The sequence below is a fragment of the Duganella sacchari genome (genome assembly GCF_900143065.1).
GTDB lineage: Bacteria > Pseudomonadota > Gammaproteobacteria > Burkholderiales > Burkholderiaceae_D > Rugamonas > Rugamonas sacchari.
In genome coordinates, this window is the sequence record NZ_FRCX01000012.1 from 119,432 (window position 1) to 144,746 (window position 25,315).

Sequence of the window (25,315 nt, forward strand, 5' to 3'; positions counted from 1 at the left end):
GTCGGGTAAAGAAACGGTCATATTAAGAGCGTTTTAAGGGGCAAAACGGATAAATCACGGCAATAGTCGCTATTGCCGTGATTCCGCCTTATACTCTGCACTCATTTTTATTTGTTATCAAATTATGAAAAAGTTTTCCGTCCGTCGCCACGTCCAACGCGGCTTTACGCTGATCGAAATTATGGTGGTGGTGGTCATCATGGGCGTGCTGGCCGCGCTGGTGGTGCCCAAGCTGCTGAGCCGTACCGGCGAATCCAAAATCGCTGCGGCCAAGGTGGATATCGCCACCATCATGCAGTCGCTGAAGCTGTACAAGTTGGATAACCAGCGCTACCCGACCACCGAACAGGGCCTGCAGTCGCTGCTCGAAAAACCCACCAGCGGCCCGGCTGCCAATGGCTGGAAAACGGGCGGCTACCTGGAGAAAATGCCGAAGGACCCGTGGGGTAATCCCTACCAGTACCTGTCGCCAGGTATCAAGGGCGAGATCGACGTGTTCTCCTATGGCGCCGATGGCCAGCCCGGCGGCACCGGCGACGACGCCGACATCGGCTCCTGGGAAAACTAAGCTCGCAAGGGACAGCAGATCATGCGCGCCGGCCAGCGTGGCTTCACGCTGATCGAATTGCTGGTGGTGATGGTCATTTTGGGCATCACGCTGGGACTGGTATCGCTGAACGCGATACCGGGCCGGCAGCAGTCCTTGCAGCAGGACGCCAAGCGTGTCGCGCTGCTGCTGCAACTGGCGCGCGATGAGGCCATCGTCCGCAACCGCCAGATCGCTTTCGAGGCCACGCCCGACAGCTACCGCTTCCTGGTCCGCAACGACAACAAGCAGTGGGAACCGCTGACCCAGGATGACCTGCTGCGTGAACGGAATTTCAAAAATGGGCCGCTCACGCTGATGCTCGATCCTTTGCCGCCCATCCCTGATCCCACGCTGCGCATCGTCTTCGGCCGCGAGCCGGTCGACAAGCCGTTTACACTGAACATGATGGCTGGCGAAGGCGCCAGCGTCACCATACGCGCCGATGGCATCGGCCACTTCACGGTGGACTAGCATGCGCCGCCGCTCCTCCCATCAAGGCTTCACCATGCTGGAAGTGCTGGTCGCGCTGATGATCGTCGCGACGGCGCTGATCGCCTCGCTGCGCGCCGTCGGCAGCCTGACCGCCAACAGCGACGGCCTGCGCGCCAATATGATGGCCACCTGGTCGGCCGAAAACCGGCTGGTGCAGGTGCGTCTGGCCAAAGTGTTCCCGCCGATCGGCAAGCAGACCTACGAATGCCCGCAGGGCGACCTGCTGCTGATGTGCGAGGAGGAGGTCATCGCCAGTCCGAATCCGCGCTTCCGCCGGGTGGAAGTGAGCGTGTATGCCGCTGACCATCCGGAGCGCCGCATTATCAAGCTGGTCCAACTGGTATTGAATTCATGACGTCCCGTGCGCGCGGCTTTACGCTGATCGAACTGCTGCTGGCGATTTCCATTCTGGCCATCATCGCTGTGCTGGGCTGGCGCGGCCTGGATAGTATCGTGCGTTCGCGCGCTACCCTGAACAACGATATGGAGCAGACGCGCGGGCTGCAACTGGCGTTCGCGCAGATGCAGAGCGATTGCGAAAACCTGGCCAGCAGCACACTGCTGCGCAACCGGCCCTTCCTGCAGGCGGAAGACAACCGCATCACGCTGGTGCGTATGGTGCTGGGCGAGAACCAGCCGACGCGCTTGCAGGTGGTGTCTTACCGCGTGGCGGACGGCGTGCTGACGCGGCGCGAGTCCAGCTACACGCGCGACCTGACGCAGCTGGATGTGCTGTGGCAGGCGGGGCTCAGCGACAATGACCCTTCTGCGGCAGTGGCGCTGCAATCCGGGCTACAGAATATGTCCATGCGCCTGTGGGTGCCGTCGCCGGGCGCCGCGCCTGGCAGTAACACCGGTTCGGGCGGCTGGCGCAACGCAAACGGCGTATCGACTGCCGGCGGTCCGGGCCTGACGCTGCCGACCGGGCTGGAAGTATCGCTGGTTCAGCAGGCGCAGACGGTGCCGCTGGTGAAGGCTTTCCTGCTGGGGGCCCTGTGAAGCTGAAGCGTCAACAAGGCGTGGCGGTCATCACGGCGCTGCTGCTGACTACACTGGCGGTGACGATTGTGACCAGCTTGTTCTGGCTGCAGCAGGTGCAGGTGCGTTCGATGGAAAACCAGCGCTTGCAGTTGCAGACGCGCTGGATCTTGCGCGGAGCGCTGGATCTGAGCCGTTTGATTCTGAACCAGGACGTGATGGATTCGCCGAATTTTACACAGCTGAACGGCGTGTGGGCGACGCCATTGGAGGAAACCCGGCTGGATGATTATGTGGAGCGCGAACGCCTACAGGGCGAAAGTTTTAACGCCACGCTATCTGGCCGCATGACGGACGCCCAGTCGCGTTACAATCTAGGCAACCTTGCAAGCAACCGGCAAATCAACACGGCCCAGCTGGAGATGTTTCAGCGCTTGCTGGAGAATCTGCGGCTGGATACCGCTATGGCGCGTGGCGTCGCCGATCTGGTGGCCAATGCGCAGCCAGTGGCGCCGCCATCTGCTACTGGCGCTGGAACTGGCACCGGCACTGCGACAGGTACGGGCACTGGGACAGGTACCGGCACTGGGACTGGTACCGGCATTGGCACTAGCAGCGGTCCGCAGCAACCGGCCGCGCAATCGTCGGGCAGCGCGCAGCCGATCGGATTGGTGCGGGTGGAGGATCTGCTGGCGGTGAGCGGTTTTGCGCCGCCGGCGATTGAACTGCTGCGTGACTATGTCATTATCCTGCCGACGGATAAGGTGACGCCATTGAATGTGAATACGGCGCCTGCCGAGCTATTGTCGGCGCTGGTGCCGGGACTGTCGTTGTCGGATGCGGCAGCCATGGTCAGCGCCCGCAAGACGGCGTATTACCGCGACAAATCCGGCTTTACGTCCGTGCCGCAGATGGCGAACCATAGCGTGAAGGTGGACTGGGACGTGCGCAGCGACTACTTCCTGGCCTATAGCCGGGTGCGACTGGACCGCGCCTCGCTGGAGACGCAGTCCATGCTGGTGCGGCCAGGCAGATTACCGGCTACTACCGTGGCCTGGATAAGGGAATACTAGAACAGCGATGAACGAAAGCGAGCTCCTTTGACTACATTATTTATCCGCTATCCGGCCAAGGCCAGCGTCGACAGCGGCGCCGCCCAGACCTGCCCGTTCGCGCTGGTGGGCGACGGCGGCAACCTGCTGCAGCAGGGCGCATCGCCGCTGGGGAATCTGGCGGACCTGGTTGCCTCATCGCGTCGCGTGGTACTGCTGCTGGCTGCTGCGGATGTGACGCTGTTGCGCGTCAAGGCGCCGCCGCTGTCGGCCGCCAAGCTGAAGGCCGCACTGCCGGCGCTGGTGGAAGAACAGGTGCTCGGCGATCCGGCTGACTGCGTGCTGGCCGCCAGCGCTGCTGATGAAGAAGGCTTGCGTACTGTGGCCGTGGTGCAGCGTGCCTGGCTGGAGGTCCTGGTCAAAGCCCTGCTGGCGCAAGGCGCCCATGCGGTGTCGGCGCTGCCGTCGCAACTGTGCCTGCCGTTCCAGCCGGGCGCTGTTTCCGCCACCGTGCTGCCGGGCGATGCGGGCTACGAGCTGGTATTGCGCCAGTCGCAGCTGGAAGGCCTGGGCCTGACGCTGCCGGCGCAACCGCAGATGGCGCTGCAAACCCTGCGGGCGCTGGCCGGCGAACAGGCGATGACGCTGTATCTGGCGCCGGCGCAGATGGCGCAATTTGCGCCGCTGGCCGCCGAGGTGCCGCATCTGACGCTGGAAGAAGACCATTGGGCGCACTGGGTGGCGGCGTCGCGCAGCGCCGGACTGGATCTGGCGCCGGCACTGGGCACGGCCGGCGCAGCGTCGCGTGCGTGGCAGCTGTGGCGCTGGCCGGTGCGCATCGCCGTGCTGGCGCTGCTGGTCAACGTGGTCGGCATCAATATCGAATGGATGCGCCTCAAGGGTGAGGCCAAGACGGTGGACCTGTCGATGAAGCAGACCTTCAAGTCGGTCTATCCCAACGAGCCATTGGTCGCTGCGCCGATGGACCAGATGGCCCGCAATATCCGCCTGGCCAAAGCCAATAGCGGTGAAGGTAGCGCCGACGAATTTGTCGCCTTGAGCGCCGGCTTTGGCGCAGCGCTGAGCAGCCTGCCGCGCCGCGACATCATCGCCGCGCTGGAATACAAAGACCGCGCACTGATCGTGAAAGTCAAACCGAATACCGTGGATGCGGCCATGATGGCGCAGCTGCGCTCCGCACTGGCGGGCCGCAAGCTGCATATCGACGAGTCCTCATCCTCCTCCTGGAAGATCCAGCCCGCTACCGCAGGAGCAAAATCATGAGTAAAGCGACACAAGACCTGCGCGCGCGTATCGACGCCTTCTGGCAAGTCCGCACCGAGCAGGAACGCAAGCTGCTGCGCATCGGCGGTGCGGTGCTCGGCCTGGGCCTGTTTTATGGCGTGCTGGTTGGACCGGCGCTGGATGGCCGCGCCGAGCTGCACAAATCGCTGCCGCAGCTGCACCAGCAGGCTGCCGAGATGCAGTCCATGGCGCGCGAGGCGCAAGCGCTGAAAGGCCAGAACACCATCGCGCCGACACCGATGACGCGTGATGCGCTGAACGCCAGCCTGGCGGCGCGCGGACTGAATCCGCAATCGCTCAACATCACCGGCGAATACGCCAAGCTGCAATTCACCGGCGCCCAGTATGCCGGCGTGGTGGCGTGGCTGGACGCGGTCCGCACCGAAAGCCGCATCAACGTGGTGGACGCCAGCTTTACCGCGCAGGAGGCGCCGGGCGTGGTGAATGCCGCGCTGACGCTGCGCCAGGAAGTCCGATGAAGCGTGCCATGCTATGGCTGCTGACCATCGCGCTGACGATGGCCTTGACGCTGCTGGTGTTCTTTCCGGCGGCGTGGCTGGGTTCCATTGTCGAGCAGCGCACCGGCGGCCGTTTGACGCTGGGAGATGCACAAGGTACGCTGTGGCGCGGTTCGGCGTTTATCGGCGGCGCGGCTGGCAACAACAGCCCGGTGACGCCCTTGCTGCCGGGCCGTTTCAACTGGAAGATTTCGCCGCTGGCGCTGGTCGGCATGGTTGACCTGCAGCTGGAGAATCCGGAAGCGCTGGCACAACCGGTGACTTTCCACGGCAGCTGGTCGCAATGGCAGTTGAGCCCATCGGCGCTGCTGCTGCCTGCCGAAGGCCTGGCCGGCCTGGGCGCGCCACTGAATACGGTGGCGCCCAGCGGCACCATGCGGCTGACCTGGACGGCGCTGCAGCTGGCGCTGGAAAACCGCCAGGTCAGCGTCAACGGCCGCACGACGCTGGAGATGACCGACATGGCATCGCGCCTGTCGTCGATCCGGCCGCTGGGCAGCTACAACATGGCGCTGGACTGGCATGGCCAGCAGGCGCAGTTGACGCTGAGTTCCGTCAAAGGGCCGTTGCTGTTGCGGGGCCAGGGAAGTTTGAATAACGGCCGCCTGCAGTTTTCCGGGCAGGCCGAGGCAGCACAGGGATACGAGGATACGCTGGCCAACCTGCTGAATCTGCTGGGCCAGCGCAAGCCAGGTAGCGACCGTAACGTCATCGCATTAGAGTTCCACTAAGATAAAGTCCGACTATGAAAAAACAGTCCGTTAGCAAAAACCGTCTTCCTGCGCTGCGCCGCCTGAGCGCAGGTGCGATGCTGTGCTGTGCGATCAGCGCCGCGCCTACTGCTGCCTTGCTGCTGCCAGCCCTGGCGCATGCTGCGGCGGATGACGCCGCGCTGAATTTTGTCGGCGCCGATATTGAATCGGTCATCAAGGCGGTGGGCCACTACACCAACATCACGTTCGTGATCGATCCGCGCGTGAAAGGCACGCTGACGGTGGTGTCGGAAAAACCGGTGACCAAGTCGCAGGCATTCAGCCTGCTGACTTCCGCGCTGCGCCTGCAAGGCTATGCGGTGGTCAGCGGCGACGGCTATGCCAAGGTGGTGCCGGAAGCGGACGCCAAGCTGCAGGCCGGACCAACCCAGGTCGATGCGCCGCAGGCCAAGGGCGACCAGATCGTCAGCCAGATCTTCCGCCTGAATTATGAGTCGGCCGCCAACGTGGTGACGGTGCTGCGCCCCCTGATCTCGCCGAACAACACCATCAATGCCAACCCTGGCAACAACAGCGTGGTGGTGACCGACTACGCCGACAACGTCAAGCGCCTGGCGAAAATCGTCGCTGCGCTGGATGCGCCGGCGGTATCGGACCTGGACGTGATCCCGGTGCGCTACGCAATTGCCAGCGACCTGGCAGCGATGCTCAATAAGCTCATGGATGCCGGCGCCGCCGGCAGCGGCGACGCCGGCAAGACCAGCGTGCTGGCCGACCCGCGCACCAACTCGCTGGTGCTGCGCGCGCCATCGCTGGCGCGCTCCAACCTGGCCAAGTCGCTCATCGCCAAGCTGGACCAGCCTACCCAGGAACTGGGCAATGTGCACGTGGTCTACCTGAAGAATGCGGAAGCGACCAAGCTGGCGCAGACCCTGCGCTCCGTGGTGACAGGCGAGGTCTCGCAACAGAACAACAGCAGCGGCACGGGGACGGGCACCGGCAGCGGTACCGGCCAGCAGAACAGCGGCAACAATGGCGGTGGCTTCGGCAACAACAACAGCGGCAACGCGGGTGGCGGTTCGTCGGGACCGAGCAATCCGCTGCTGAGCGGCTCCGGCAGCCAGCAGCAGGGCGGTGGCGGCGGCGCCGCAGGCTTCATCCAGGCTGACGCCAGCACCAACACCCTGATTATCACCGCGCCGGAATCGGTGTACCGCAACCTGCGCGCCGTGATCGACCAGCTGGACGCGCGCCGCGCGCAGGTCTACATCGAGTCGCTGATCGTTGAAGTCACGTCCGACAAAGTCTCCGAGTTTGGCGTGCAGTGGGTGGGCGCAACCGGTAACTCGAACAGCACCTACCGCGTGGGCGGCCTGCAATCGTTCACCACCGGCGGCACCAATAACACGCTGACCGCAGTTGCCACGGGCAAGGGCGCCACCCTGCCGACCAATGGCCTGTCCATCGGCATCTTCAAGAAGGTCGGCGATGCGATCGGCCTGGGCGCACTCGCGCACTCGCTGGAATCGGACGGCAACGCCAACATCCTGTCGACGCCCAACATGATCACGCTGGACAACGAGCTGGCCACCATCCGCGTGGGCAAGAACGTGCCGATTCTGACCGGCCAGTTCACCACCACCTCCGGCAACAACGCCAGCCCGTTCCAGACCATTGACCGCAAGGACGTCGGCCTGACGCTGAAAGTGCGGCCGCAGATTTCCGAAGGCGGCACCATCAAGATGGCGATTTACCACGAGACGTCCAGCGTGGATACCTCGACGCTGACGGCGCCGAGCGGCATTACGCTGAACACCCGCATCATCGAAAACAATGTGATTGCCGACGATGGCCAGATCATCGTGCTGGGCGGCCTGATTGAAGACACGGAAGGCGACGGCACCGACAAGGTGCGCGGCCTGGGCGACATCCCGATACTGGGCAACCTGTTCAAGTACCAGAAGCGTAGCCGCAACAAGACCAACCTGATGATCTTCCTGCGCCCGGTTGTGGTGCGCAGCAAAGAGCAAAACAGCACGCTGGCGGCCGACCGCTACGACTACATGCGTCTGCAGCAGGAAGCCATCCAGCCGCCGGAAGGTATCCTGGTCAAAGACCTGGGCCAGCCGGTGCTGCCGCAGCTCAAGGATGGCGCACCGCTGGGCGGCGCGTCGATCCGTCCGATTACCCCGGCGCCGCTGCCGAGCAAGGCTGCGCCTGGCGCGGCTGAACCAGTCAAGCAGCAGTGATATGAGTAATCTGCTCCCTTACGCCTTTGCCCGTGATTTCGTGGTGCTGGCCCAGCACAGCGAAGACGCGGAACACACGGTCGATGTGCTGGTGTGCGGCGCCACCGCGCCTGCCGCCATCGCGGAAGTATCGCGCCGTTTCGGCCGCATCCAGCTCAAGAACATGACGCGCGCCGATCTGGAAACCGCGATCGCTGCGGCCTACGCCAGCTCGGGCGGCAACGCCTCGATGGTAGCGGAGGAGTTTGACGCCGACCTCGATCTGACCAAGCTGCTGCAGGATGTGCCGGCGATTGAAGACCTGCTGGAATCGTCCGACGATGCACCGGTGATCCGCATGATTAACGCGCTGCTGACGCAGGCGCTGCGCGACGGTGCATCCGATATCCACATCGAGCCGTTCGAACAGACGTCGGTGGTGCGCTTCCGCGTCGACGGCACGCTGCGCGACATCGTCCGTCCGCGCAAGGCCATCCACGGTTCGCTGATCTCGCGTATCAAGATCATGGCGCAGCTGGACATTGCCGAGAAGCGCCTGCCGCAGGACGGCCGCATCACGCTGCGCATCGGCGGCAAGCCGGTGGACGTGCGGGTCTCCACGCTGCCGACCGGCCACGGCGAACGCGCCGTACTGCGTCTGCTCGACAAGGAAGCCAACCGCCTCGACCTGAACCACCTCGGCATGAGCGAAACCATGCTGCCGAGGTTCGACACGATGATCAATCAACCGCACGGCATTGTGCTGGTCACCGGCCCGACCGGCTCGGGCAAGACCACCACGCTGTACGCCGCGCTGTCGCTGCTGAACGCCACCACCACCAACATCATGACGGTGGAAGACCCGATCGAATACGACCTGGCCGGCGTTGGCCAGACGCAGGTCAATCCGCGCATCGACATGACCTTCGCCAAGGCGCTGCGCGCAATCCTGCGCCAGGACCCGGACGTCATCATGATCGGTGAGATCCGCGACCTGGAAACGGCGCAGATCGCGGTGCAGGCCTCGCTGACGGGCCACCTGGTGCTGGCCACGCTGCACACCAACGATGCCGCCGCCGCCGTCACACGTCTGCTGGACATGGGCATCGAGCCGTTCCTGCTGTCGTCAACCTTGCTGGGCGTGCTGGCGCAGCGCCTGGTGCGCAAGCTGTGCCCGAGCTGCAAGACCTTCGACGGCAAGCTGTGGCACGCGGTCGGCTGCGAACAGTGCGGCCACACCGGCTATCAGGGCCGTGTGGGCGTCTACGAATTCCTCGAGACCACGGAGCACATCCGCGCGCAGATACACAACCGCGCATCGGAAGCGGAAATCAAGGCCACGGCCATCCACGACGGCATGCACACCATGCGTGACGATGGCGAGCGTTGGCTGGCCAGCGGCATGACGACCCAGGCCGAATTGATGCGCGTGACCAAGGACTAAGGCGACACACCATGCCCGCATTTCGTTATGAAGCCGCCGATGCCGGTGGCGCCACCAAAAAAGGCGTACTGAATTCTGACAGTGCCCGCTCGGCGCGTGCGGAACTGCGCGCGCAGGGACTGGTGCCGCTCAAGGTCGATCTGATTGCCACGCAGGTGGATGCCTCGGGCGCCACGCGCAGCCGCGGCCTCGGCGAGCGCCTCAGCGCGACCGAGCTGGCGCTGTTCACGCGCCAGCTGGCCAGCCTGCTGGAAGCGGGACTGCCGCTGGAGCAGGCCTTCACCGCCTTGCTGGAGCAGGCCGAGCGTCCGTATCTGCGCGACCTGATTGCCTCGGTGCGGTCGGAAGTGATCGGCGGCGATTCGCTGTCGGCGGTACTGGGCCGCCATCCGCGCGATTTCGCGGAAATCTACCGCGCGCTGGTGGCGTCCGGTGAGCAGATCGGCCAGCTGTCGCGCGTGCTGTCGCGCCTTGCCGACTACATCGAGCGCCGCAACGCGCTGGTGCAGAAAGTGCGCCTGGCCTTCACCTATCCGGCGATTGTGACGGTGGTGGCGTTCTCCATCGTGATCTTCCTGCTGACCTATGTGGTGCCGCAGATCGTTTCGGTGTTTGCCAACACCAAGCAGAAACTGCCGATCCTGACCGTCATCATGCTGGCGGTGTCGGACTTTGTGCGCCACTACGGCATCGTGGTGGCGATCGCCCTGATCGGCGCCTGGGTGATGTGGCGCCGCGCCTTGCAGAACCCGGCGCTGAAACGACGCTGGCACACCTGGCTGCTGACGGCGCCCCTGTACGGCAAGTTTGAACGCAGCCTGAATACCTCGCGCTTTGCCAGCACGCTGGCGATCACCACCGGTTCCGGCGTGCCGATCTTGCGCGCGCTGGAAACCAGCCGCGACACGCTGAACAACGTCGCCATGCGGGAGCTGGTGGAAGAGGCCAGCGATGCCGTGCGCGAAGGCGTGAGCCTGGCGCGCGCGCTGTCGGCGCAGAAGCACTTCCCGCCGATGCTGATACATATGATACGTGCCGGTGAAATCACCGGCGAACTGCCGGCCATGCTGGACCGCGCCGCCGCCGCCCAGGAATCCGACCTGGAACGCCGCACGCTGACCATTGCCGGCCTGCTGGAGCCGGCGCTGATCCTGGCCATGGGCGTGGTGGTGCTGCTGATCGTGCTGGCCGTGCTGATGCCTATTATCGAAATCAATCAGCTGGTACGCTGATAAAGGACACCATGAAGCGTTTGCCCTTAATCGTTACTGTTCTCGCTGTGGTGCTGCTGTCGGCATCGCTGGCTTACTGGGGACTGCAGTTGTTCAAGCCGCAGCAGCGCGTGATTGCCGCGCCGCCGCCACCACCGCCCGTGGGCATCGACATGGATGCGGCCAAGGGACTGTTTGGCGGGCAGATCACGGTTGCCGCCGTCAGCAACTACCAGCTTAAAGGCGTGGTGGCGGCGCGTGGCGAAGACAGCGCTGCCATCATCTCGGTCGATAACAAACCAGCGGAGGCGCTAGCGGTCGGCAAGGAAATCGTGCCGGGCGTGATCGTCAAGGAAGTCCACCCGAAGCATGTGATCCTGTCCGAAGGCGGCGTGATCAAACGTCTCGACCTGCCTAGCGGTGACGGCGTCTCCAGCGGCCCCGCAAGCGGTCTGCCTGGCCCGGCGATGTCGCCGCAGCAGCCGGCCATGCCGGCGCCGCCGCCGGTGCAGCAGCCAGTGTTACAGCAAACGCCGCCCCAGGTGCCGGTACAACCACAACAAAATGCACAGACCACGCCGCAGCGTGGCATTGCGCCGATGGGCATTCCTCCCATCCCAACCCACGATAACTAGCAGGGTAGCCCCATGGCTTATCTCCGATCACTGGCCGCAGCTTTATGCTGCGGTTTTTTCTTATCTGGCGCCTTGGCAGCGCAGCAGCCGCCGAATGCCACCTCGGTGGCGCCGGATGCGGCCATCAAGCCGCGCCCTAAAGTCGCGCTGGTGCTGTCGGGCGGTGGTGCGCGTGGCTTTGCCCACATCGGCGTGCTGCGCGCCTTGCAGGAGCTGCGTATTCCGGTGGACATCGTGGTCGGCACCAGCATGGGCAGTGTGGTCGGCGGCGCGTATGCAGCAGGCAGCTCGGTGGAGCAGCTGGAGCAGCTGGTGCGTCGCACCGACTGGAATGCGGTGGTGGCGGACCGTCCGCCGCGCGATGAGCTGGTGTATCGCCGCCGCGAGGAAGACCTGCTGCTGCCGTCGCGGATCGAACTGGGTGCGCATCTGGACGGCGTCTCGCTACCGCCTGCCGCCGCCGGTAACGAAGCGCTGGAACTGGCGCTGAGCCGCGTCCTGCCGCCGGGCGCGCGCGACAAGCCCGCCAATCTGCTGCAGCTGCCGTTCCGTTCCGTGGCGTCCGACCTGGTGACGGGCGAGCTGGTGGAGCTGAACGACACGCCGCTGTTCCTGGCGATGCGCGCCTCGCTCGCGGTGCCGGGCGTGTTCGCGCCGGTGCGCGTCAATCAGCGCCTGCTGGTGGATGGTGGCCTGGTGCGCAACCTGCCGGTGGACGTCGCGCGCGAGATGGGCGCGGATATCATCATCGCCGTCAACGTTGGCACGCCGCTGGCGCAGGAGAAGGAACTGGTCAGCGCGGTCAGCGTGGCGCAGCAGATGCTGCAGATCTTGACCGAGCAAAACGTCCAGCGCTCGCTGAAGGAACTGCGCCCGGATGACATCCTGCTGCAGCCGGATCTGGGCGGCATCGGCTTCCTCGATTTCGCCCGCCATGAGCGCGCGATGAAAGAAGGCGAGGCCGCGGTGCGCGCCATGAGCGGCAGGCTGGTGGCGCTGGCCTTGCCGGAGGCGCAGTATGCGTCGTATGAGCTGGCGCGCTCCTCGGCGCCCGTGGCGATCGACCAGCCGGTGAGGCTGACCAAGCTGGAAGTGGCGCCCAGTGGCCGCATCAATCCGAAAGAACTGGAAATACAATCGGGCCTGAAGCTGGGGCAGCTGGTGACCAGCGAGCAGGCCAACAAAGCGGGCAACCAGCTGTTTGGCCGTGGCGACCTGGCGCGCGTGGAAACCGAAGTGCGCGATGACGAGAATGGCCGCAGCGTGCTGATTAAACCGACCGAAGCCGAATGGGCGCACAGCCGGTTGCGCGTGGGGCTGGAGCTGAGCAGCGACTTCACCGATAACAACGCGTTTGAGCTCAAGGTCATGCACGTGCTGTCGTCCCTGAACGACTGGGGCGCGGAGCTGCGCACCATCGGCCGCGTGGGCACCGAACGGGCGCTGACCACCCAGTTCTGGCAGCCGCTGGGCGTGGGCTCGCAATGGTATGTGGCGCCGACGCTGGAATATGGCGCCTCGTCGACCGATCTGTTTGATTCCAGAGGACTGCGCCAGGCACGCCTGGCCTACGATTATCAGGCGGCGTCGCTGGTCCTCGGACGTCAGCTGGGACGCTGGGGCGACTTGCGCTATTCGCTGGTGCGCCAGCTGGCCAGGGGCCATTACTCGATACCGGAAGTGCTGGAAAAACAGCGCGAGACGCAGACCGTGCATGCATTGACCTTCAACATCGATAGTCTGGACACGATCGCCTTCCCCACGCGCGGCACCCTGTTTACGCTGGACTGGCAGCGCGCGGTACAGAAGAGCGGCATCACTTCGCCGGCGCCGACGCAGCAGCGGGTGCAGGGGCTGGAAGCTTTCCATGCCGGCCGCTGGGCGGGGCACGTGTATGCGGAATGGGCGCGCAGCCAGGGTGGCGCGTCGGAAAACAATCTGGGCGGCTTCTTGCGGCTGTCCGGCACCACGCCTGATTCGGTACAGGGCAGCCGCACGGTGCTGGGGCGCATCGTGATGGCGCGCAGCATCGGCGCCATGCCGGCCGCCCTGGGTGGCGATGTGCGGCTCGGTTTCTCGCTCGAAGCGGGCGGCGCCTACAGCCCACAGGACCCGCTGCGCTGGGGCTCGCTGAAGCAGGCGGCCAGTGCGTTTGTTGCGGTCGACACCCGTTTCGGCCCGCTGTACTTCGGCACCGGCACCACCAAGGGCGGCAACAGCAGCGCCTACCTGTTCCTCGGCCCGATCTGGTAATACCACCGGGGTCAGTGCCGACATTCGGACACGGTCTCTGCAGTAGCGAACGCTACTGCAGAGACCGTGTCCGAATGTCGGCACTGACCCCGAACTTATTTGCGGCGCAGGGCGGTGAAGGCGGCGAATTCCCAGGAGCGGAAGCCGACCAGCAGCGTGAAGCCGTCGCGTTCCTGCGGCGCCAGGCGGCGGTCGCTCTGGTGCAGCCGCGACAGCTCGCCCGCCAGTTGCTGGATGCGGCCGACCAGCTCCAGCGCGCTGGGCAGCGACAGCCGCGCTGGCAGGCACATCAGCGTTTCGCCGGCGCCGTCGAAGCTGCCGCTGAAGTAGTCGTCGACGGCATGTTCGCGGAAGAACTGTTGTACCGGGCCGTCCGGCAGCCAGCGGAACGCGTTGGAGACGCGCAGGCGGTAGCGGTTCATCGGCTTGAGTTCGATCACGCCCAGCCGGTCCAGCTCGGCCAGCAGGACGATGCACTCGGGCTCGGTCAGCGTGTAGGTTTCCAGCACCTGCTCCAGCGTCCAGTGCCCCAGGCAGCAGATCGCCATGAGCAGCAGGTTGGGATTGGCCAGCAGGGATTTTTCCTGCGGCAGCGTCAGACGGTCGGCCTGCGGCGTGGCGTCGGCGGCGCCGCGCAGCACGTCTTCCATCGGCACCCCGGCGGCCTTGCAGATTTGCGCCAGCCGCGACAGCGACATGTCCTGCTGGCCGAACATGCGTTTGACGCTGGACTCGCTCATCGAAATCCGTTCCGCCAGCATTTTGTAGGTGACGCCCGCCGCCCGCATCTGGGTCCGCAGTACTTGCAGCAGCAATTCCGGTGAACTCATTTCCAGCCTTGTTAAAAAACAAAAAAGGTATCGTATCACGATACCTTTAGGTCTGAGAGCCAATCTTCGGAATAATCAATTAGTACATCGCAGCTAACTGACGCACACTCTAAACATCGACCGGGAGCGGGAGCCATGACGGGCCCCCGCCGAAGGTCACTGCTCATCCAGATGCCGTTTCGGATCGATTTTGGCCAGCAGGCGTTTGCTGGCCTGGCGGTCTGCCGATTGCGGCTTGGCGTGCGGGCCGGCGCCTCCGACCCGCAGCTTGGCTGCCACGGCCACCGGGTTGCGCGGCGCTTTTTGCGATGGCTCGACGCGCATCGTCATCTTTTGCCGGGTTGCCAGGGCCTTGTTTGCCATGCCCGTTCCTTACAGCACGTAGCGCGACAGGTCTTCGTTGACCGCCAGCGCATCCAGACGCGCGTTGACATACGCGGCGTCAATCACTATGGTCTTGCCGCTGTCTTCGCTGGCCGTGAAGGACAGTTCTTCCAGCAGTTTTTCCATCACCGTGTACAGCCGGCGGGCGCCGATGTTTTCAGTGCGCTCGTTGACCGAGTAGGCGATTTCCGCCAGGCGGGTAATGCCTTCCTGCGCGAATTCCAGCTTGACGTCTTCGGTCGACAGCAGCGCTTCGTACTGCTTGGTCAGGCAGGCGTCGGTGCTGGTCAGGATGCGTTCGAAATCGGCGATCGACAGCGATTCCAGCTCGACGCGGATCGGGAAGCGGCCCTGCAGCTCGGGGATCAGGTCGGACGGCTTGGCCAGATGGAAGGCGCCCGAGGCGATGAACAGGATGTGGTCGGTCTTGATCATGCCGTACTTGGTGTTGACGGTCGTGCCTTCCACCAGCGGCAGCAGGTCGCGCTGCACGCCGGCGCGCGAGACATCGGCGCCGCCCACTTCGGAACGCGAGGCGATCTTGTCGATCTCGTCCAGGAAGACGATGCCGTTCTGTTCGACGTTCTGGATCGCCTTCTGCTTCATTTCTTCTTCGTTGATCAGCTTGGCCGCTTCTTCCTCGATCAGGATTTTCATGGCTTCCTTGATCTTGATTTTGCGCGCCTTCTTGCGCTGGCCGCCGATGCCGGAGAACATGGACTTGATCTGCTCGGTCATTTCTTCCATGCCCGGCGGCGCCATGATTTCCATTTGCGGACCGGTTTCGGCCAGCTCGATGTCGATTTCCTTGTCGTCCAGTTCGCCCTGGCGCAGGCGCTTGCGGAAGGTCTGGCGCGTGCTGTCGTCTTTCGGGGCGTCCGTGCCGGAGGGCGTGAAGCCGAAATCGCGCGCCGGCGGCAGCAGGATGTCCAATACGCGGTCTTCCGCGGCATCTTCTGCGCGCGCGCGGACCTTGGCCATCTCGGCCTGGCGGGTCTGCTTGACGCCAATGTCGATCAGGTCGCGGATGATGGTGTCGACATCGCGGCCGACGTAACCGACTTCGGTGAACTTAGTGGCTTCAATCTTGATGAACGGCGCATCGGCCAGCTTGGCCAGGCGGCGCGCGATCTCGGTCTTGCCAACGCCGGTAGGGCCGATCATCAGGATGTTTTTCGGCGTGATTTCATGCCGCAGCGGTTCTTCCACCTGCTGGCGGCGCCAGCGGTTGCGCAGCGCGATGGCGACCGCCTTCTTGGCCTTGCCCTGGCCAACCACGTGTTTGTCGAGTTCGCCGACGATTTCCTGCGGGGTCATGTTCATGCTGGATCCAGTGTTTCAATGATGTGGTTCAGATTGGTGTAGATGCACAGCTCACCGGCGATGGTCAGTGATTTTTTGACGACTTCCGCCGGCGACAGTTCCGTGTTCTCGACCAAAGCCTTGGCGGCCGATTGCGCGTAGGTGCCGCCCGAGCCGATGGCGCCCACGCCATCTTCCGGTTCCAGCACGTCGCCATTGCCGGTGATGACCAGCGTCGATTCGGCATCGGCCACCAGCAGCATGGCTTCCAGGCGGCGCAGCACGCGGTCGGTGCGCCAGTCCTTGGCCAGCTCGACCGAGGCGCGCAGCAGGTTGCCCTGGTGTTTTTCCAGCTTGCCTTCAAAGCGGTCCAGCAGCGTGAACGCGTCGGCGGTGCCGCCAGCGAAGCCGACCAGGACTTTGCCCTGATACACCTTGCGCACCTTGCGGGCCGTGCCCTTCATGACGATATTGCCCAGCGTGACCTGACCATCGCCGCCCAGCGCGACCTGCTTGCCGCGGCGCACGCACAGGATGGTGGTGCCGTGAAATTGTTCCATAGTTACCTCAAAGTAATGATGCGGACTGCTTCAAGACTGGAAAATGGGGCTGGGAAACGGAATTGCAAGTTAATACTTGTGCGGGTAGATGCGCGCCAGGCTGGCGTAGCCGAGTAATCTTAACAGCGCCGTGACCAGATGGTTCACGTCGCGCAGGGCGATTTTGCGGCCCTCGCCTTGCGCCGCCAGCGCTTGCAGCACGGAATGCAGCTGGAGCGCGCTGGCGTAGTCGATGCGGGTCAGGCGCGAGCAGTCGAAGACCAGCGCCGGGTACTGTTCAGCATACTGCTGGATCGCCGGGAGTAAAGGCCCCAGCTGATGTTCGATGACGGGCGGCAGCATGAAGCGGTCGGACGAGGCGGCGATGTTCTGCACCGGCGCCATCGCCACCTGCTGTGGCGGCGTGAACGACGGCGGCGAGACTTCAAACGTCACGCAGTAGTCCATGGCCGTGTGCTCGAATTCCTTTTCGCGTTGTTGCAGCTGCAGCAGTTCCAGCAACAGCAGCCACGGCGCGTCGCCGCCTTCGCGGCGGCCGGTGGCGATGCCGTCGCGCAGCAGCGTGGCGAGGGCCGGGGCGCCGACCAGGATCAGCTCGCGCTGGCTGGCTTGCAGCTGGCGCAGCGTGTCCAGCAGCAGCGCGCAACCGTCGGCATCGACGGCGCTGACGCGGCTGAATTCGAGACGCAGCACCGGGCTGCTGGCGGCTTGCTGGCGCAGGCGTTCCAGTTGCGGTGCGATGTGCTGGTCGAGCACGCCGGACAGGGCCGCGGTGGGCGTCAGGCCGGCCCAGCCAGGCGAGGCGGTGGCCAGCGCGGCCGGCGCATTCCATGGCGGCGGCGAGGTTTCAAACGTGCTCGCATAGTCGATCGACAGGCTGTCAAACGCGTCTTGCTGGCCGCTGACCTGGTACAGGTCGAACAGCATCCACCACGGCGTGCGGTCGCTGTTGAGGCCGGCCGTAGCGGCAACCGCGTCGCTGAGCATCTGCTCGGCGACGGCGCACTGGCCGTTGGCGTACAGGATGGCGATTTCTTCCACCACGGGTGTGGCGGCATCGGCCACGGCCAGCGGCAGCGCGTCATCGCCCAGCAGCAGGGTGGTGGCGATGGCGTCGAAGGCGTCGTTGCCGGCGGCGCGCGGCGGCCGTGCGGGACGCTGGCTGCCCCAGGCGGGTTCGGGCAGGTTGAAGATGTCGGCCGCCATGGCCGATTCAATCGCATCGATCTTCATGGCGGTGGCGCGGGCGATTTCGCGCTGGCGCGCTTGCTGGCTCTGGCGCTCGGCTTCGCTGTTGGCAGCCAGCCGCGCCGCTTCATCGTCGGTGAGCGGCGGCAAGGTCTCGGACTTCTTGAAGATAGAGAACAATCCCATAGCGACATAGTGTAGCCGCAAGCGGCAGCTTTGCCGCATTACCTATCGGACGGACTGTGCAAAACGGCGTAAAAAAAGCACGCGGGGTCAGGCGCGTGCTTTTTGCTGAGATGGAACGATCAGTCGCCGTACAGCTTCTGCTTCAGTTCGCGGCGTTGCTGGGCTTCCAGCGACAGCGTGGCGGTGGGACGCGCGATCAGGCGGGGAATGCCGATCGGCTCGCCGGTTTCTTCGCACCAGCCGTAGTCGTTGTTGTCGATGGCCACGATCGACTGCTGGACTTTCTTGAGCAGCTTGCGCTCACGGTCGCGGGTGCGCAGTTCCAGCGCGTGCTCTTCCTCGATGGTGGCGCGGTCAGCAGGGTCCGGCACCAGCACGGTTTCGCGCAGGTGTTCGGTGGTTTCGCCAGCGTTCTTCAGCAGCTCTTTTTCCAGTGCTTGCAGCTTGGCCTTGAAGAAGGCCATCTGCGCTGGATTCATATAATCCTTGTCATCCATCTTCAGAATTTCTTCTTCGGTCAGGATGCGCTCGGCGGCTGCTGGGGTCGATTTATTAGTTTTGGTCATAACTTCGCTTACCTTCGATACGACAGAGTTTGTCACATTAATCAGCCCGGGATTGTGGTTTTACCCACAAAACCGGGATAGTTTATACCAGACATTGTTCTAAACCGCTAATAAAGATGTCTTTGGGCAGATTTTTACCGATAAATACCATTTTGCTGCCACGAACGTCGTTTTCTCCCCATTTTGCGCCCAGATCGCTGCCCATAATCTGGTGCACGCCCTGGAACACTACTTTACGATCAGCGTCCTGCATGAACAATACGCCTTTGTAGCGCAGCATGCGAGGACCGTAGACATTGATGAGGCCGCCGAGGAACTCGTCGAGCTTGGCGGTGTCAAACGGACGTTTGCTTTTGAACACGAACGCCGCGATGTCATCGGTGTGATGGCTGTGGTGGTGGTCGTGATCGCAGTGCTCGCCATGCGCATGGTCATGCTCATGATGATGGCCGCAGTGCTCGTCATGGACATGGCCGTCTTCGTGGGTCTGCTCGGTCAGCAGGAAGTCGGGGTCCAGCTCCAGCTTGTCGTTGAGGTTGAAGCCTTTGAGGTCCAGCACCTCGGCAATCGGCGCGCGGCCAAAGTCAGACTTGCTGATCGGCGCGCGCGGGTTGATGCGGGTCAGGCGCGCGGTCAGCGCCGCCAGCTGGTCTGCGTTCACCAGATCGGCCTTGGACAGCAGCAGCTTGTCGGCGAAACCGACCTGGCGCTGGGCTTCTTCGTGCTGGTCCAGCTGGTCCATCGCGTGGCGCGCGTCCACCACGGTGACCACGGCGTCCAGCATGTAGTTAGCGCCCACTTCTTCGTCAACAAAGAAAGTCTGCGCTACCGGACCAGGATTGGCCACGCCGGTGGTTTCGATGACCACGCGGTCAAACTGGATTTCGCCCGCTTCGCGCTTTTGCGCCAGATTGCTCAGTGCCACGATCAGGTCGCCGCGCACGGTGCAGCAGATGCAGCCATTGTTCATTTCCACGATTTGCTCGCCGCTGTCCTGCACCAGGATTTCGTTGTCGATGTTTTCCTGGCCGAACTCGTTTTCAATGACGGCAATGCGCATGCCATGCTCTTCCTGCAGGATGCGATTGAGCAAGGTGGTCTTGCCGGCGCCCAGGAAGCCGGTGAGGATGGTGGTCGGAATCATAGCCATGTCGCGTTATCAGTGATCGGGGAACCCTAAATGGGGATTAAATGCAAAAATACAACCGGCCGATTATGCCGGAATATTTGCGGCGCCAGCAATTCGCCTGATTGAGCGATGTCAGTACGCGCTGGCTGGGGTTTATTTCAGTTTGGCGCGCGGATGGGCTTTGTCGTAGACCTCGGCCAGGTGCTGGAAGTCCAGCGCCGTGTAGACCTGGGTCGAGGCGATGCTGGTGTGGCCCAGCATTTCCTGCACCGCGCGCAGGTCGCCCGAGGATTGCAGCACGTGCGAGGCAAACGAGTGGCGCAGCATGTGCGGATGCACGTGGACCGGCGCGCCGTGCTGGACGCCATGGGTTTGCAGGCGCTGCTGGATCACGCGCGGCGACACGCGTGTGCCGCGTGTGCTCAGGAACAGTGCGTCGCTGCCGTCGGTGGGCGCGGGGCGCACGGCCAGCCACGCCTGCAGCGCCTCCATGGCGGCACTGCCGACCGGCACGCTGCGGCGCTTGTTGCCCTTGCCGGTGACGATGACTTCGCGGTTGCCGATTTCTACCCAGCCCAGGCCATCGCGGCTGGGCATGCGGTCCAGGCTGGCCAGCTCGGAGACGCGCAGGCCGCTGGAATACAGCAGCTCGAACATGGCGCGGTTGCACAGCGCGGCTGGCTCGCCGCCGGTGCCGGCCGCCGGGCGCGCGGGCGCCACCAGCTGCACCGCATCGTCAACCGACAGCGCGCGTGGCAGCGTCTTGGCGCGTTTGGGCGCACGCACGCCCTGGACCGGGTTGGCGGCCAGCGCCATTTTGTCGCTGAGCCAGTTGAAAAAGCCGCGCCAGCTGGACAGCTTGCGCGCAATCGAACGGGGATCGAGCTGCTGCGCGTGCAGCTTGGCGGCCAGGCGGCGGATCGCGAAATGGTCGATCTGCGGCCAGTCCTGGGCGCCGGTCAGTGTGGCCAGCGCCTGCAGGTCGCGCGCGTAGGCGGCAGTGGTGTGCTTCGACAGCTGCCGCACGCCGCCCAGATGGGCCAGGTAGGCGTCGATCCAGGCCAGCTTGCCGTCTGGAGCGTCGCTCATGGCGCCGGGCCTCAGGCCAGCAGCCAGGCCAGCGCGGTGCTGGTGGTTTCGCCGATGTGGACCAGGAAGTCGGTGGCCATCAGCGCGGTGAAGCGGTTGGCGTCCTGCGAACCCATGATGAGCAGGCCGAACGCTTGCTTGTCGCCCGGCTTGCGCAGCGGGATGATGACGGTCGATACCACGGCGGTCGGATCGTCCAGCCAGCGCACCGCTTCAAAGTCCTTGTTGGCGCCGCAGTACGGCGCCAGCAGGCTGTTGGCGAAGATGCGGGCATCGTCCGACACGCCCTTGACGAACCACTCGTCGCGGTAGTCGGGCGCGGCGCCCCAGATACGCACGGTCGCCTGCGGCACTTCAAACGCGGTTTTCAGGCCGCTGGTCACCGCGTGTGGCATGGAGCCCACATCTTCCGATTGCAGCAGGGTCTGGGTCCAGCGGTGGAACTTGTTGGCGATGGCTTCGTTTTCGGACGCCAGGCGCATCAGGTTGTGCATGCGCAGTTCCAGCGCTTTGTATTTGTCGCGCAACACTTCCATCTGGCGTTCCTGCAGCGATACGGCGCGGCCGGTCAGCGGACTGGATAACTTGATTTCTCCCAGCAGCTCAGCGTGCTCTTCGAAGAAATGCGGGTGGTCGGTCAGGTATTGCGCGACGGCGTTGGAGTCCAGTGGGGAAGTCATTGAAGTACTTGGTAGGCTAGGTTGAACTGCAATTCTAAACGAAAAAAAACGGACATGGTGGACCCATGCCCGTCATTCCCCAACTCACGCTGGCAGTTCTTGGCGACTGCGCTGGTTAGAAGTTGTGGTGGATACCCACGCTGTAGAAGTTGAAAGTGGCCGCCGGCGTCAGCTTCTTGCGGGTGCCATCGATGTACAGATAGGTGCGTGGCGACAGGTTGTAGTCATAGCCCAGCGAGAACTGCTTGGTCTTGGCAATGGCTGCGCTGTTGAGCACGTTGTCCGGGGTTTTCTGGCCGAAGCCCGCGCGTATCATGCCGGCGCCGATGTTGTAGTTGGCGCCGATCAGCCAGGCCTTGGTGATCGGGTTGATCGGCACGCTGTAGTCTTGGTCCTGGCGCTGGTAGGAGCCCATGAGCTTCAGGTCGGGAATCGGTTTGAACGAGGCGCCGATCGACCACAGCTTGGTGGACACGGCGTTGCGTTCATACGCCACATAGGCCGCGCCCGGGCCGTTGGTCACGGTGGCGCTCAGCGAATATGGGTTGACCGGCGCCATGGTGTTGGCCGGGAATTGCGGCAGGGTGGCCGTGCCGCGGCCAATGATGACCGGGTTGTTGGCGGCCTCCTTGGTGCCGACGGTAACGTTGAGCTGGAAGATGCCGCCGATCACTGGCGTGTTGTAGAACACGGCGTTGGAGAAACGGTTGGCCGAGTTGCCGGCCGGGCTCAGCGGATCGGAGGTATAGCCTGCCACTTGCAGGTCAGTCTGGTAGCCGGCCACGGCTGGCATGCCGGCCCACGGTTCAAACGCGGTGCTGGTTTCCTGGAATGCGGTCAGCGCACGGCCGATCCGCAGCGTACCGAAGTCGCCCTGCAGCCCGACACGGCTCTGGCCCTGGAACAGGGGGCGGGTAGTGCTTTCAATCACGCCGGTGTCCGGCTCGTAGCGGATTTCCAGCTGGAACAGCGCCTTGAGGCCGCTGCCGAGGTCTTCCACGCCACGGAAACCGAGTTTGTTGTTATCGCGTTTGCCGACGGCAGTCACGTCGGTATCGGTGCGCCGCGAAACACCTGCATCCAGCGTGCCGTAAATCACCACGGACGATTGCGCGTAGGCGACAGAAAATACGCCAGTCAGTGCCAGAGCCACCAGAGTTTTTTTCATTTGTGATTCCTTTATAAGTGTAGTCCTCATCCCCACTGCTGCAAGACTGCCGGTTGCTAGAACCTTAATGGCTGGCTGCGGCAATTGTGCTGGAATGGTCGATTGTGACGAGTTGTTTTGGTCGAAAGCCGTGTAAGCCCGGCTTCCTGTTGTATTTTTGAAACGTTTGCCCGCCCCCTTATTTGCCCCGTTCCGAGCGCGATTTGCCTGCATCAGGGCATAAAAACAGCTCTAGCGTACAGGTCGGAGCGGGGGAGGGCGCTTGTGGCAGATCAAGCCGCTACGCATATTGTTTGGGCGTATGGCTGGTGTGTGGCGTCAATCGCACGCTAAACTTAGGTTCATATGGCGCCGCAGACAACACAGCGGTGTCCCCCGCTTTCGATGAATCGCATTCATAAAGAGACGATGGCCAATCGAGAAGAGTTAGGGATCATACGTGGCGCCCGTGCCGGAGACGCGGACTGCCAACTGGCGCTGGGCAAGCTCTACTTGTTTGGCGGCGCCGGTCTGCCGCTCAACATGCCAACCGCGCTGCACTGGCTGAGCCGTGCCGCCCGGCAGGAGCAGGCGGAGGCATGGCGCCTGATCGGCAGCCACATTCCCTATGACATTGCCCGGAACTGCCTGCCCGATGTGCTGCGCTGGTATGAGCGCGCCTATGACGCCGGCATCGAACACGCGGGCCTGGTGCTGGCGCAACTGGTGCTGCAGCATCCGGCGCAAGCCGGGGCCACCGCCTTGCACGACAAGGCGCAACAGGCGCTGGAAGTGGCCGCGCGTGCCGGCCTGACCGAAGCGCAATGGCTGCTCACGCAGCCACACGGCGGCGGTCCGCTCAACCCGGCCGCAGCGGCGCCGCGCCGCGTGCGTCCTGTCGCGGTCCGCCGTCCTGCGCCGCAGATGTGGTGCGCGGACAACGCGATTGCCGCCGCGGACTATCAACGGCTGGACCAGCTGTGGCAGCAGGAGCCCACCGCATTCCTGCAAGCGGCGCGGCCGTTGCTGGGACCGTTGCTGGCGGCAGCGCCCGCCGATGCGGAAGCGGCGCGCGCCACCGACTGGCTGCCGGGGCCGCAGCAACTCAACTTGCTGGCGCGCTGTGCCGATCTGCTGCCGCCGGCCGACCTCGACGCTGAACTGCATCAATGCCGGGAATTGGCCGCCTACGCGGGCGAACGCAGCGCCCAGCTGGCGCTGGGTTTGTGGTTTGCCCGCATGGATGGCGACGGCAAGCGGCAGAGCAATGGCATTGCCGCCGTCAACTTCAAGCGTGCGATCCGCTGGCTGACGCTGGCCGGCGAGCAGGGCCTGGCGGATGCGTGGTACGCGCTGTCGCGCATCTATCTGAAACCCGAGTTCTCCCAGCGCTGCGTGGCGGAGGCGCAAAGCTATCTGGAGCGGGCGGCCGAAATGGGCCATTGCGGCGCGCAGCTCGAGTGCGGCATGTACGCGTGGCGCAACCGCCGCACGGACGAGTACAGCGATGTACGCGCCGCCTACTGGCTGCAAAAAGCGGCTGCGCAAGGCTGCGCGGAAGCGGAGACGGCGCTGGCGCGGGTTGCTGCCGCGCCCAAGGAAGCGGGCTGGATGGCAAGCCTGCTGGCGTGTCTGACGCGGGAGTTACTGGAAAGCCAGCCCTTGCTGGCGGCACGGCTGGAGCTGGCCGCCTTGTTCGGCCTGAGCCGGGCGGAAGCGTTGCTGCTGGATGTGAAGGCGGCCGACCAGGGCCATTGCCTGGTGGTGGACATCCGCGCCAGCTACGGCCGCAGCAAGCGCCGGCTGGTGCTGCTGCGCACGGCGCGCGAGCGGCAGGCGCTGGACCGCATCGTGCGTCTGTTTGAATCCATCGACAGCGGGCCGGACGGGCTGGAAGGCAATTATCGCCAGCGCCTTTACCGGCTCAAGACCTGGCTGCCGGCCGTCGGCGACGACGACCTGCTGGCTGCCTAGATCTCGATCTCACCCTCAAACACGGTCACGGCCGGGCCGGTCAGGAATGCCGGCTGGCCTTCGCCGGCCCAGGCTACCGACAGCTGGCCGCCGCGCGCATCGACGCGCACCGGGCTGTCCAGCAGGCCACGGCGGATGCCGGCCACCACGGCCGCACAGGAGCCTGTGCCGCAGGCCAGCGTCTCGCCCACGCCGCGTTCGAACACGCGCAGCTTGACGTGCTGGCGGTTGACCACCTGCATGAAGCCGGCATTGACGCGGTTCGGGAAACGGCAGTGATGCTCGATCAGCGGGCCGGTCAGTTCCACCGGCGCGGTATCGACTTCCGGCACCACCTGCACCGCATGCGGATTGCCCATGGACACTACCGAGATCAGCACGCTTTCGCGCGCGCCGCCCAGCTCCAGCACCAGCGGCCACAGCGTATCCTGGCCCTGCCGTTCACCATGCAGGCCTTCCGCGTCAAACGGCACGCGGGCCGGCTCCAGCACTGGCGCGCCCATGTCGACCGTGATGCTGCCGTCGATTTCCAGGCGCGGCGCGATCACGCCGGCCTTGGTCTGCACGGTAATCGATTGCTTGTCGGTCAGCCCTTTTTCCGACACGAACTTCACGAACGCGCGCGAGCCATTGCCGCACTGTTCCACTTCGCCGCCGTCGGCATTGAAGATGCGATAGCGGAAATCGCAGCCCGCTTCGGTAGGCCTTTCCACCAGCAGGATCTGGTCGGCGCCGACGCCGAAACGGCGGTCGCCCAGCAGCTTCCATTGCGCCGGCGTGAAATCGATGTGCTGGTTGACGCCGTCGATGACAACGAAGTCGTTGCCGGCGCCGTGCATTTTGGTGAATGTCAGTTTCATGG

At 64.1% G+C, this 25,315-nt stretch carries 25 protein-coding genes; 14 read left to right on the top strand and 11 right to left on the bottom strand.

From position 1 onward, the window contains the following. The first annotated feature begins 124 nt into the window (after positions 1–124). From gspG to BUA36_RS23785, 13 genes are read left to right on the top strand one after another with little or no spacing between them, the layout of a single operon-like run. A complete protein-coding gene (gene gspG / locus BUA36_RS23725; protein WP_072788121.1) occupies positions 125–568 on the top strand; it encodes a type II secretion system major pseudopilin GspG in 444 nt (147 codons plus the stop codon). 21 nt (positions 569–589) lie between these two features. Continuing rightward, complete coding sequence (gspH, locus tag BUA36_RS23730) at positions 590–1,060, top strand: type II secretion system minor pseudopilin GspH (RefSeq protein ID WP_072788122.1); 471 nt, start codon at positions 590–592, stop codon at positions 1,058–1,060. A 1-nt stretch (position 1,061) separates the two neighbouring features. Then, the gene (gspI, locus tag BUA36_RS23735; protein ID WP_072788125.1) at positions 1,062–1,436 is read left to right on the top strand and encodes a type II secretion system minor pseudopilin GspI; all 375 of its coding nucleotides are present in this window, start codon (positions 1,062–1,064) and stop codon (positions 1,434–1,436) included. Then, complete coding sequence (locus BUA36_RS23740) at positions 1,433–2,080, top strand: PulJ/GspJ family protein (RefSeq protein WP_072788127.1); 648 nt, start codon at positions 1,433–1,435, stop codon at positions 2,078–2,080. Before gspI ends, BUA36_RS23740 begins: the two co-directional genes overlap by 4 nt. Beyond that, positions 2,077–3,132 (top strand): type II secretion system minor pseudopilin GspK, encoded by a 1,056-nt coding sequence (gspK, locus tag BUA36_RS23745; RefSeq protein WP_072788130.1) that lies wholly within the window; start codon positions 2,077–2,079, stop codon positions 3,130–3,132. Before BUA36_RS23740 ends, gspK begins: the two co-directional genes overlap by 4 nt. A 27-nt stretch (positions 3,133–3,159) precedes the next feature. Next, the gene (gspL, locus tag BUA36_RS23750) at positions 3,160–4,395 is read left to right on the top strand and encodes a type II secretion system protein GspL (protein ID WP_072788132.1); all 1,236 of its coding nucleotides are present in this window, start codon (positions 3,160–3,162) and stop codon (positions 4,393–4,395) included. Further along, positions 4,392–4,895 carry a type II secretion system protein M gene (locus tag BUA36_RS23755; protein ID WP_072788134.1) on the top strand — a complete coding sequence of 168 codons (504 nt, stop codon included), beginning with the start codon at positions 4,392–4,394 and terminating at the stop codon, positions 4,893–4,895. The genes gspL and BUA36_RS23755 overlap by 4 nt, the downstream gene beginning before the upstream one ends. Beyond that, positions 4,892–5,665 carry a type II secretion system protein N gene (locus BUA36_RS23760; RefSeq protein ID WP_072788137.1) on the top strand — a complete coding sequence of 258 codons (774 nt, stop codon included), beginning with the start codon at positions 4,892–4,894 and terminating at the stop codon, positions 5,663–5,665. The genes BUA36_RS23755 and BUA36_RS23760 overlap by 4 nt, the downstream gene beginning before the upstream one ends. 14 nt (positions 5,666–5,679) lie before the next feature. Continuing rightward, entirely contained in the window at positions 5,680–7,896 is a 2,217-nt protein-coding gene (gspD, locus tag BUA36_RS23765; protein ID WP_072788139.1) for a type II secretion system secretin GspD, read from the top strand. A 1-nt stretch (position 7,897) separates the two neighbouring features. After that, positions 7,898–9,319, top strand: a complete 1,422-nt coding sequence (gene gspE, locus BUA36_RS23770; RefSeq protein WP_072788141.1) for a type II secretion system ATPase GspE — start codon at positions 7,898–7,900, stop codon at positions 9,317–9,319. Between the two features lie 11 nt (positions 9,320–9,330). After that, positions 9,331–10,551, top strand: coding sequence for a type II secretion system inner membrane protein GspF (gspF, locus tag BUA36_RS23775; protein WP_072788143.1), 1,221 nt, complete (start codon positions 9,331–9,333; stop codon positions 10,549–10,551). Positions 10,552–10,562: 11 nt separating this feature from the next. Further along, positions 10,563–11,165 carry a type II secretion system protein N gene (locus BUA36_RS23780; RefSeq protein ID WP_072788145.1) on the top strand — a complete coding sequence of 201 codons (603 nt, stop codon included), beginning with the start codon at positions 10,563–10,565 and terminating at the stop codon, positions 11,163–11,165. A gap of 12 nt (positions 11,166–11,177) precedes the next feature. Then, positions 11,178–13,418: a patatin-like phospholipase family protein gene (locus tag BUA36_RS23785; RefSeq protein ID WP_072788147.1), complete on the top strand. Its 2,241-nt coding sequence runs from the start codon at positions 11,178–11,180 to the stop codon at positions 13,416–13,418. A 95-nt stretch (positions 13,419–13,513) separates the two neighbouring features. On the opposite strand, the gene BUA36_RS23790 is transcribed toward BUA36_RS23785, so the two are convergent. From BUA36_RS23790 to BUA36_RS23835, 10 genes are all read right to left on the bottom strand, one after another. Continuing rightward, positions 13,514–14,248 carry a helix-turn-helix domain-containing protein gene (locus BUA36_RS23790; RefSeq protein ID WP_072788150.1) on the bottom strand — a complete coding sequence of 245 codons (735 nt, stop codon included), beginning with the start codon at positions 14,246–14,248 and terminating at the stop codon, positions 13,514–13,516. A gap of 156 nt (positions 14,249–14,404) precedes the next feature. Then, positions 14,405–14,611, bottom strand: coding sequence for a hypothetical protein (locus BUA36_RS23795; protein ID WP_072788152.1), 207 nt, complete (start codon positions 14,609–14,611; stop codon positions 14,405–14,407). Between the two features lie 9 nt (positions 14,612–14,620). Further along, complete coding sequence (gene hslU / locus BUA36_RS23800) at positions 14,621–15,955, bottom strand: ATP-dependent protease ATPase subunit HslU (protein ID WP_072788153.1); 1,335 nt, start codon at positions 15,953–15,955, stop codon at positions 14,621–14,623. Then, positions 15,952–16,494 (bottom strand): ATP-dependent protease subunit HslV, encoded by a 543-nt coding sequence (hslV, locus tag BUA36_RS23805; RefSeq protein WP_072788154.1) that lies wholly within the window; start codon positions 16,492–16,494, stop codon positions 15,952–15,954. Before hslV ends, hslU begins: the two co-directional genes overlap by 4 nt. Before the next feature lie 69 nt (positions 16,495–16,563). Further along, positions 16,564–17,868 carry an STAS domain-containing protein gene (locus tag BUA36_RS23810; RefSeq protein WP_072788155.1) on the bottom strand — a complete coding sequence of 435 codons (1,305 nt, stop codon included), beginning with the start codon at positions 17,866–17,868 and terminating at the stop codon, positions 16,564–16,566. Positions 17,869–17,987: 119 nt separating this feature from the next. Beyond that, entirely contained in the window at positions 17,988–18,434 is a 447-nt protein-coding gene (gene dksA / locus BUA36_RS23815) for an RNA polymerase-binding protein DksA (protein WP_072788156.1), read from the bottom strand. Between the two features lie 82 nt (positions 18,435–18,516). Further along, positions 18,517–19,584 (bottom strand): CobW family GTP-binding protein, encoded by a 1,068-nt coding sequence (locus BUA36_RS23820; protein ID WP_072788157.1) that lies wholly within the window; start codon positions 19,582–19,584, stop codon positions 18,517–18,519. Between the two features lie 132 nt (positions 19,585–19,716). After that, the gene (locus BUA36_RS23825; RefSeq protein ID WP_072788158.1) at positions 19,717–20,652 is read right to left on the bottom strand and encodes a tyrosine recombinase XerC; all 936 of its coding nucleotides are present in this window, start codon (positions 20,650–20,652) and stop codon (positions 19,717–19,719) included. Between the two features lie 11 nt (positions 20,653–20,663). After that, positions 20,664–21,332, bottom strand: coding sequence for a DUF484 family protein (locus tag BUA36_RS23830; protein ID WP_072788159.1), 669 nt, complete (start codon positions 21,330–21,332; stop codon positions 20,664–20,666). Between the two features lie 115 nt (positions 21,333–21,447). Next, entirely contained in the window at positions 21,448–22,500 is a 1,053-nt protein-coding gene (locus BUA36_RS23835; RefSeq protein ID WP_072788160.1) for a porin, read from the bottom strand. Positions 22,501–22,908: 408 nt separating this feature from the next. Here BUA36_RS23835 and BUA36_RS23840 point away from each other — a divergent pair, with 408 nt between their 5' ends. Continuing rightward, the gene (locus tag BUA36_RS23840) at positions 22,909–24,453 is read left to right on the top strand and encodes a tetratricopeptide repeat protein (protein WP_072788256.1); all 1,545 of its coding nucleotides are present in this window, start codon (positions 22,909–22,911) and stop codon (positions 24,451–24,453) included. Here BUA36_RS23840 and dapF read toward each other — a convergent pair. Then, positions 24,450–25,313, bottom strand: a complete 864-nt coding sequence (gene dapF / locus BUA36_RS23845) for a diaminopimelate epimerase (protein WP_072788161.1) — start codon at positions 25,311–25,313, stop codon at positions 24,450–24,452. The genes BUA36_RS23840 and dapF overlap by 4 nt on opposite strands. Between the last annotated feature and the right edge of the window lie 2 nt (positions 25,314–25,315).

What these genes read in the sequence shown, in the direction of transcription:
- BUA36_RS23835 (WP_072788160.1), bottom strand. Translation starts at nt 22,500, where the DNA reads ATGAAAAAAACTCTGGTGGCTCTGGCACTGACTGGCGTATTTTCTGTC.
- BUA36_RS23830 (WP_072788159.1), bottom strand. Translation starts at nt 21,332, where the DNA reads ATGACTTCCCCACTGGACTCCAACGCCGTCGCGCAATACCTGACCGAC.
- gspD (WP_072788139.1), top strand. Translation starts at nt 5,680, where the DNA reads ATGAAAAAACAGTCCGTTAGCAAAAACCGTCTTCCTGCGCTGCGCCGC.
- gspI (WP_072788125.1), top strand. Translation starts at nt 1,062, where the DNA reads ATGCGCCGCCGCTCCTCCCATCAAGGCTTCACCATGCTGGAAGTGCTG.
- gspE (WP_072788141.1), top strand. Translation starts at nt 7,898, where the DNA reads ATGAGTAATCTGCTCCCTTACGCCTTTGCCCGTGATTTCGTGGTGCTG.
- BUA36_RS23810 (WP_072788155.1), bottom strand. Translation starts at nt 17,868, where the DNA reads ATGGGATTGTTCTCTATCTTCAAGAAGTCCGAGACCTTGCCGCCGCTC.
- BUA36_RS23785 (WP_072788147.1), top strand. Translation starts at nt 11,178, where the DNA reads ATGGCTTATCTCCGATCACTGGCCGCAGCTTTATGCTGCGGTTTTTTC.
- BUA36_RS23740 (WP_072788127.1), top strand. Translation starts at nt 1,433, where the DNA reads ATGACGTCCCGTGCGCGCGGCTTTACGCTGATCGAACTGCTGCTGGCG.
- BUA36_RS23840 (WP_072788256.1), top strand. Translation starts at nt 22,909, where the DNA reads ATGGCCAATCGAGAAGAGTTAGGGATCATACGTGGCGCCCGTGCCGGA.
- hslV (WP_072788154.1), bottom strand. Translation starts at nt 16,494, where the DNA reads ATGGAACAATTTCACGGCACCACCATCCTGTGCGTGCGCCGCGGCAAG.
- BUA36_RS23780 (WP_072788145.1), top strand. Translation starts at nt 10,563, where the DNA reads ATGAAGCGTTTGCCCTTAATCGTTACTGTTCTCGCTGTGGTGCTGCTG.
- BUA36_RS23825 (WP_072788158.1), bottom strand. Translation starts at nt 20,652, where the DNA reads ATGAGCGACGCTCCAGACGGCAAGCTGGCCTGGATCGACGCCTACCTG.
- dapF (WP_072788161.1), bottom strand. Translation starts at nt 25,313, where the DNA reads ATGAAACTGACATTCACCAAAATGCACGGCGCCGGCAACGACTTCGTT.
- BUA36_RS23760 (WP_072788137.1), top strand. Translation starts at nt 4,892, where the DNA reads ATGAAGCGTGCCATGCTATGGCTGCTGACCATCGCGCTGACGATGGCC.
- BUA36_RS23755 (WP_072788134.1), top strand. Translation starts at nt 4,392, where the DNA reads ATGAGTAAAGCGACACAAGACCTGCGCGCGCGTATCGACGCCTTCTGG.
- BUA36_RS23795 (WP_072788152.1), bottom strand. Translation starts at nt 14,611, where the DNA reads ATGGCAAACAAGGCCCTGGCAACCCGGCAAAAGATGACGATGCGCGTC.
- BUA36_RS23820 (WP_072788157.1), bottom strand. Translation starts at nt 19,584, where the DNA reads ATGGCTATGATTCCGACCACCATCCTCACCGGCTTCCTGGGCGCCGGC.
- BUA36_RS23790 (WP_072788150.1), bottom strand. Translation starts at nt 14,248, where the DNA reads ATGAGTTCACCGGAATTGCTGCTGCAAGTACTGCGGACCCAGATGCGG.
- dksA (WP_072788156.1), bottom strand. Translation starts at nt 18,434, where the DNA reads ATGACCAAAACTAATAAATCGACCCCAGCAGCCGCCGAGCGCATCCTG.
- gspG (WP_072788121.1), top strand. Translation starts at nt 125, where the DNA reads ATGAAAAAGTTTTCCGTCCGTCGCCACGTCCAACGCGGCTTTACGCTG.
- gspH (WP_072788122.1), top strand. Translation starts at nt 590, where the DNA reads ATGCGCGCCGGCCAGCGTGGCTTCACGCTGATCGAATTGCTGGTGGTG.
- hslU (WP_072788153.1), bottom strand. Translation starts at nt 15,955, where the DNA reads ATGAACATGACCCCGCAGGAAATCGTCGGCGAACTCGACAAACACGTG.
- gspF (WP_072788143.1), top strand. Translation starts at nt 9,331, where the DNA reads ATGCCCGCATTTCGTTATGAAGCCGCCGATGCCGGTGGCGCCACCAAA.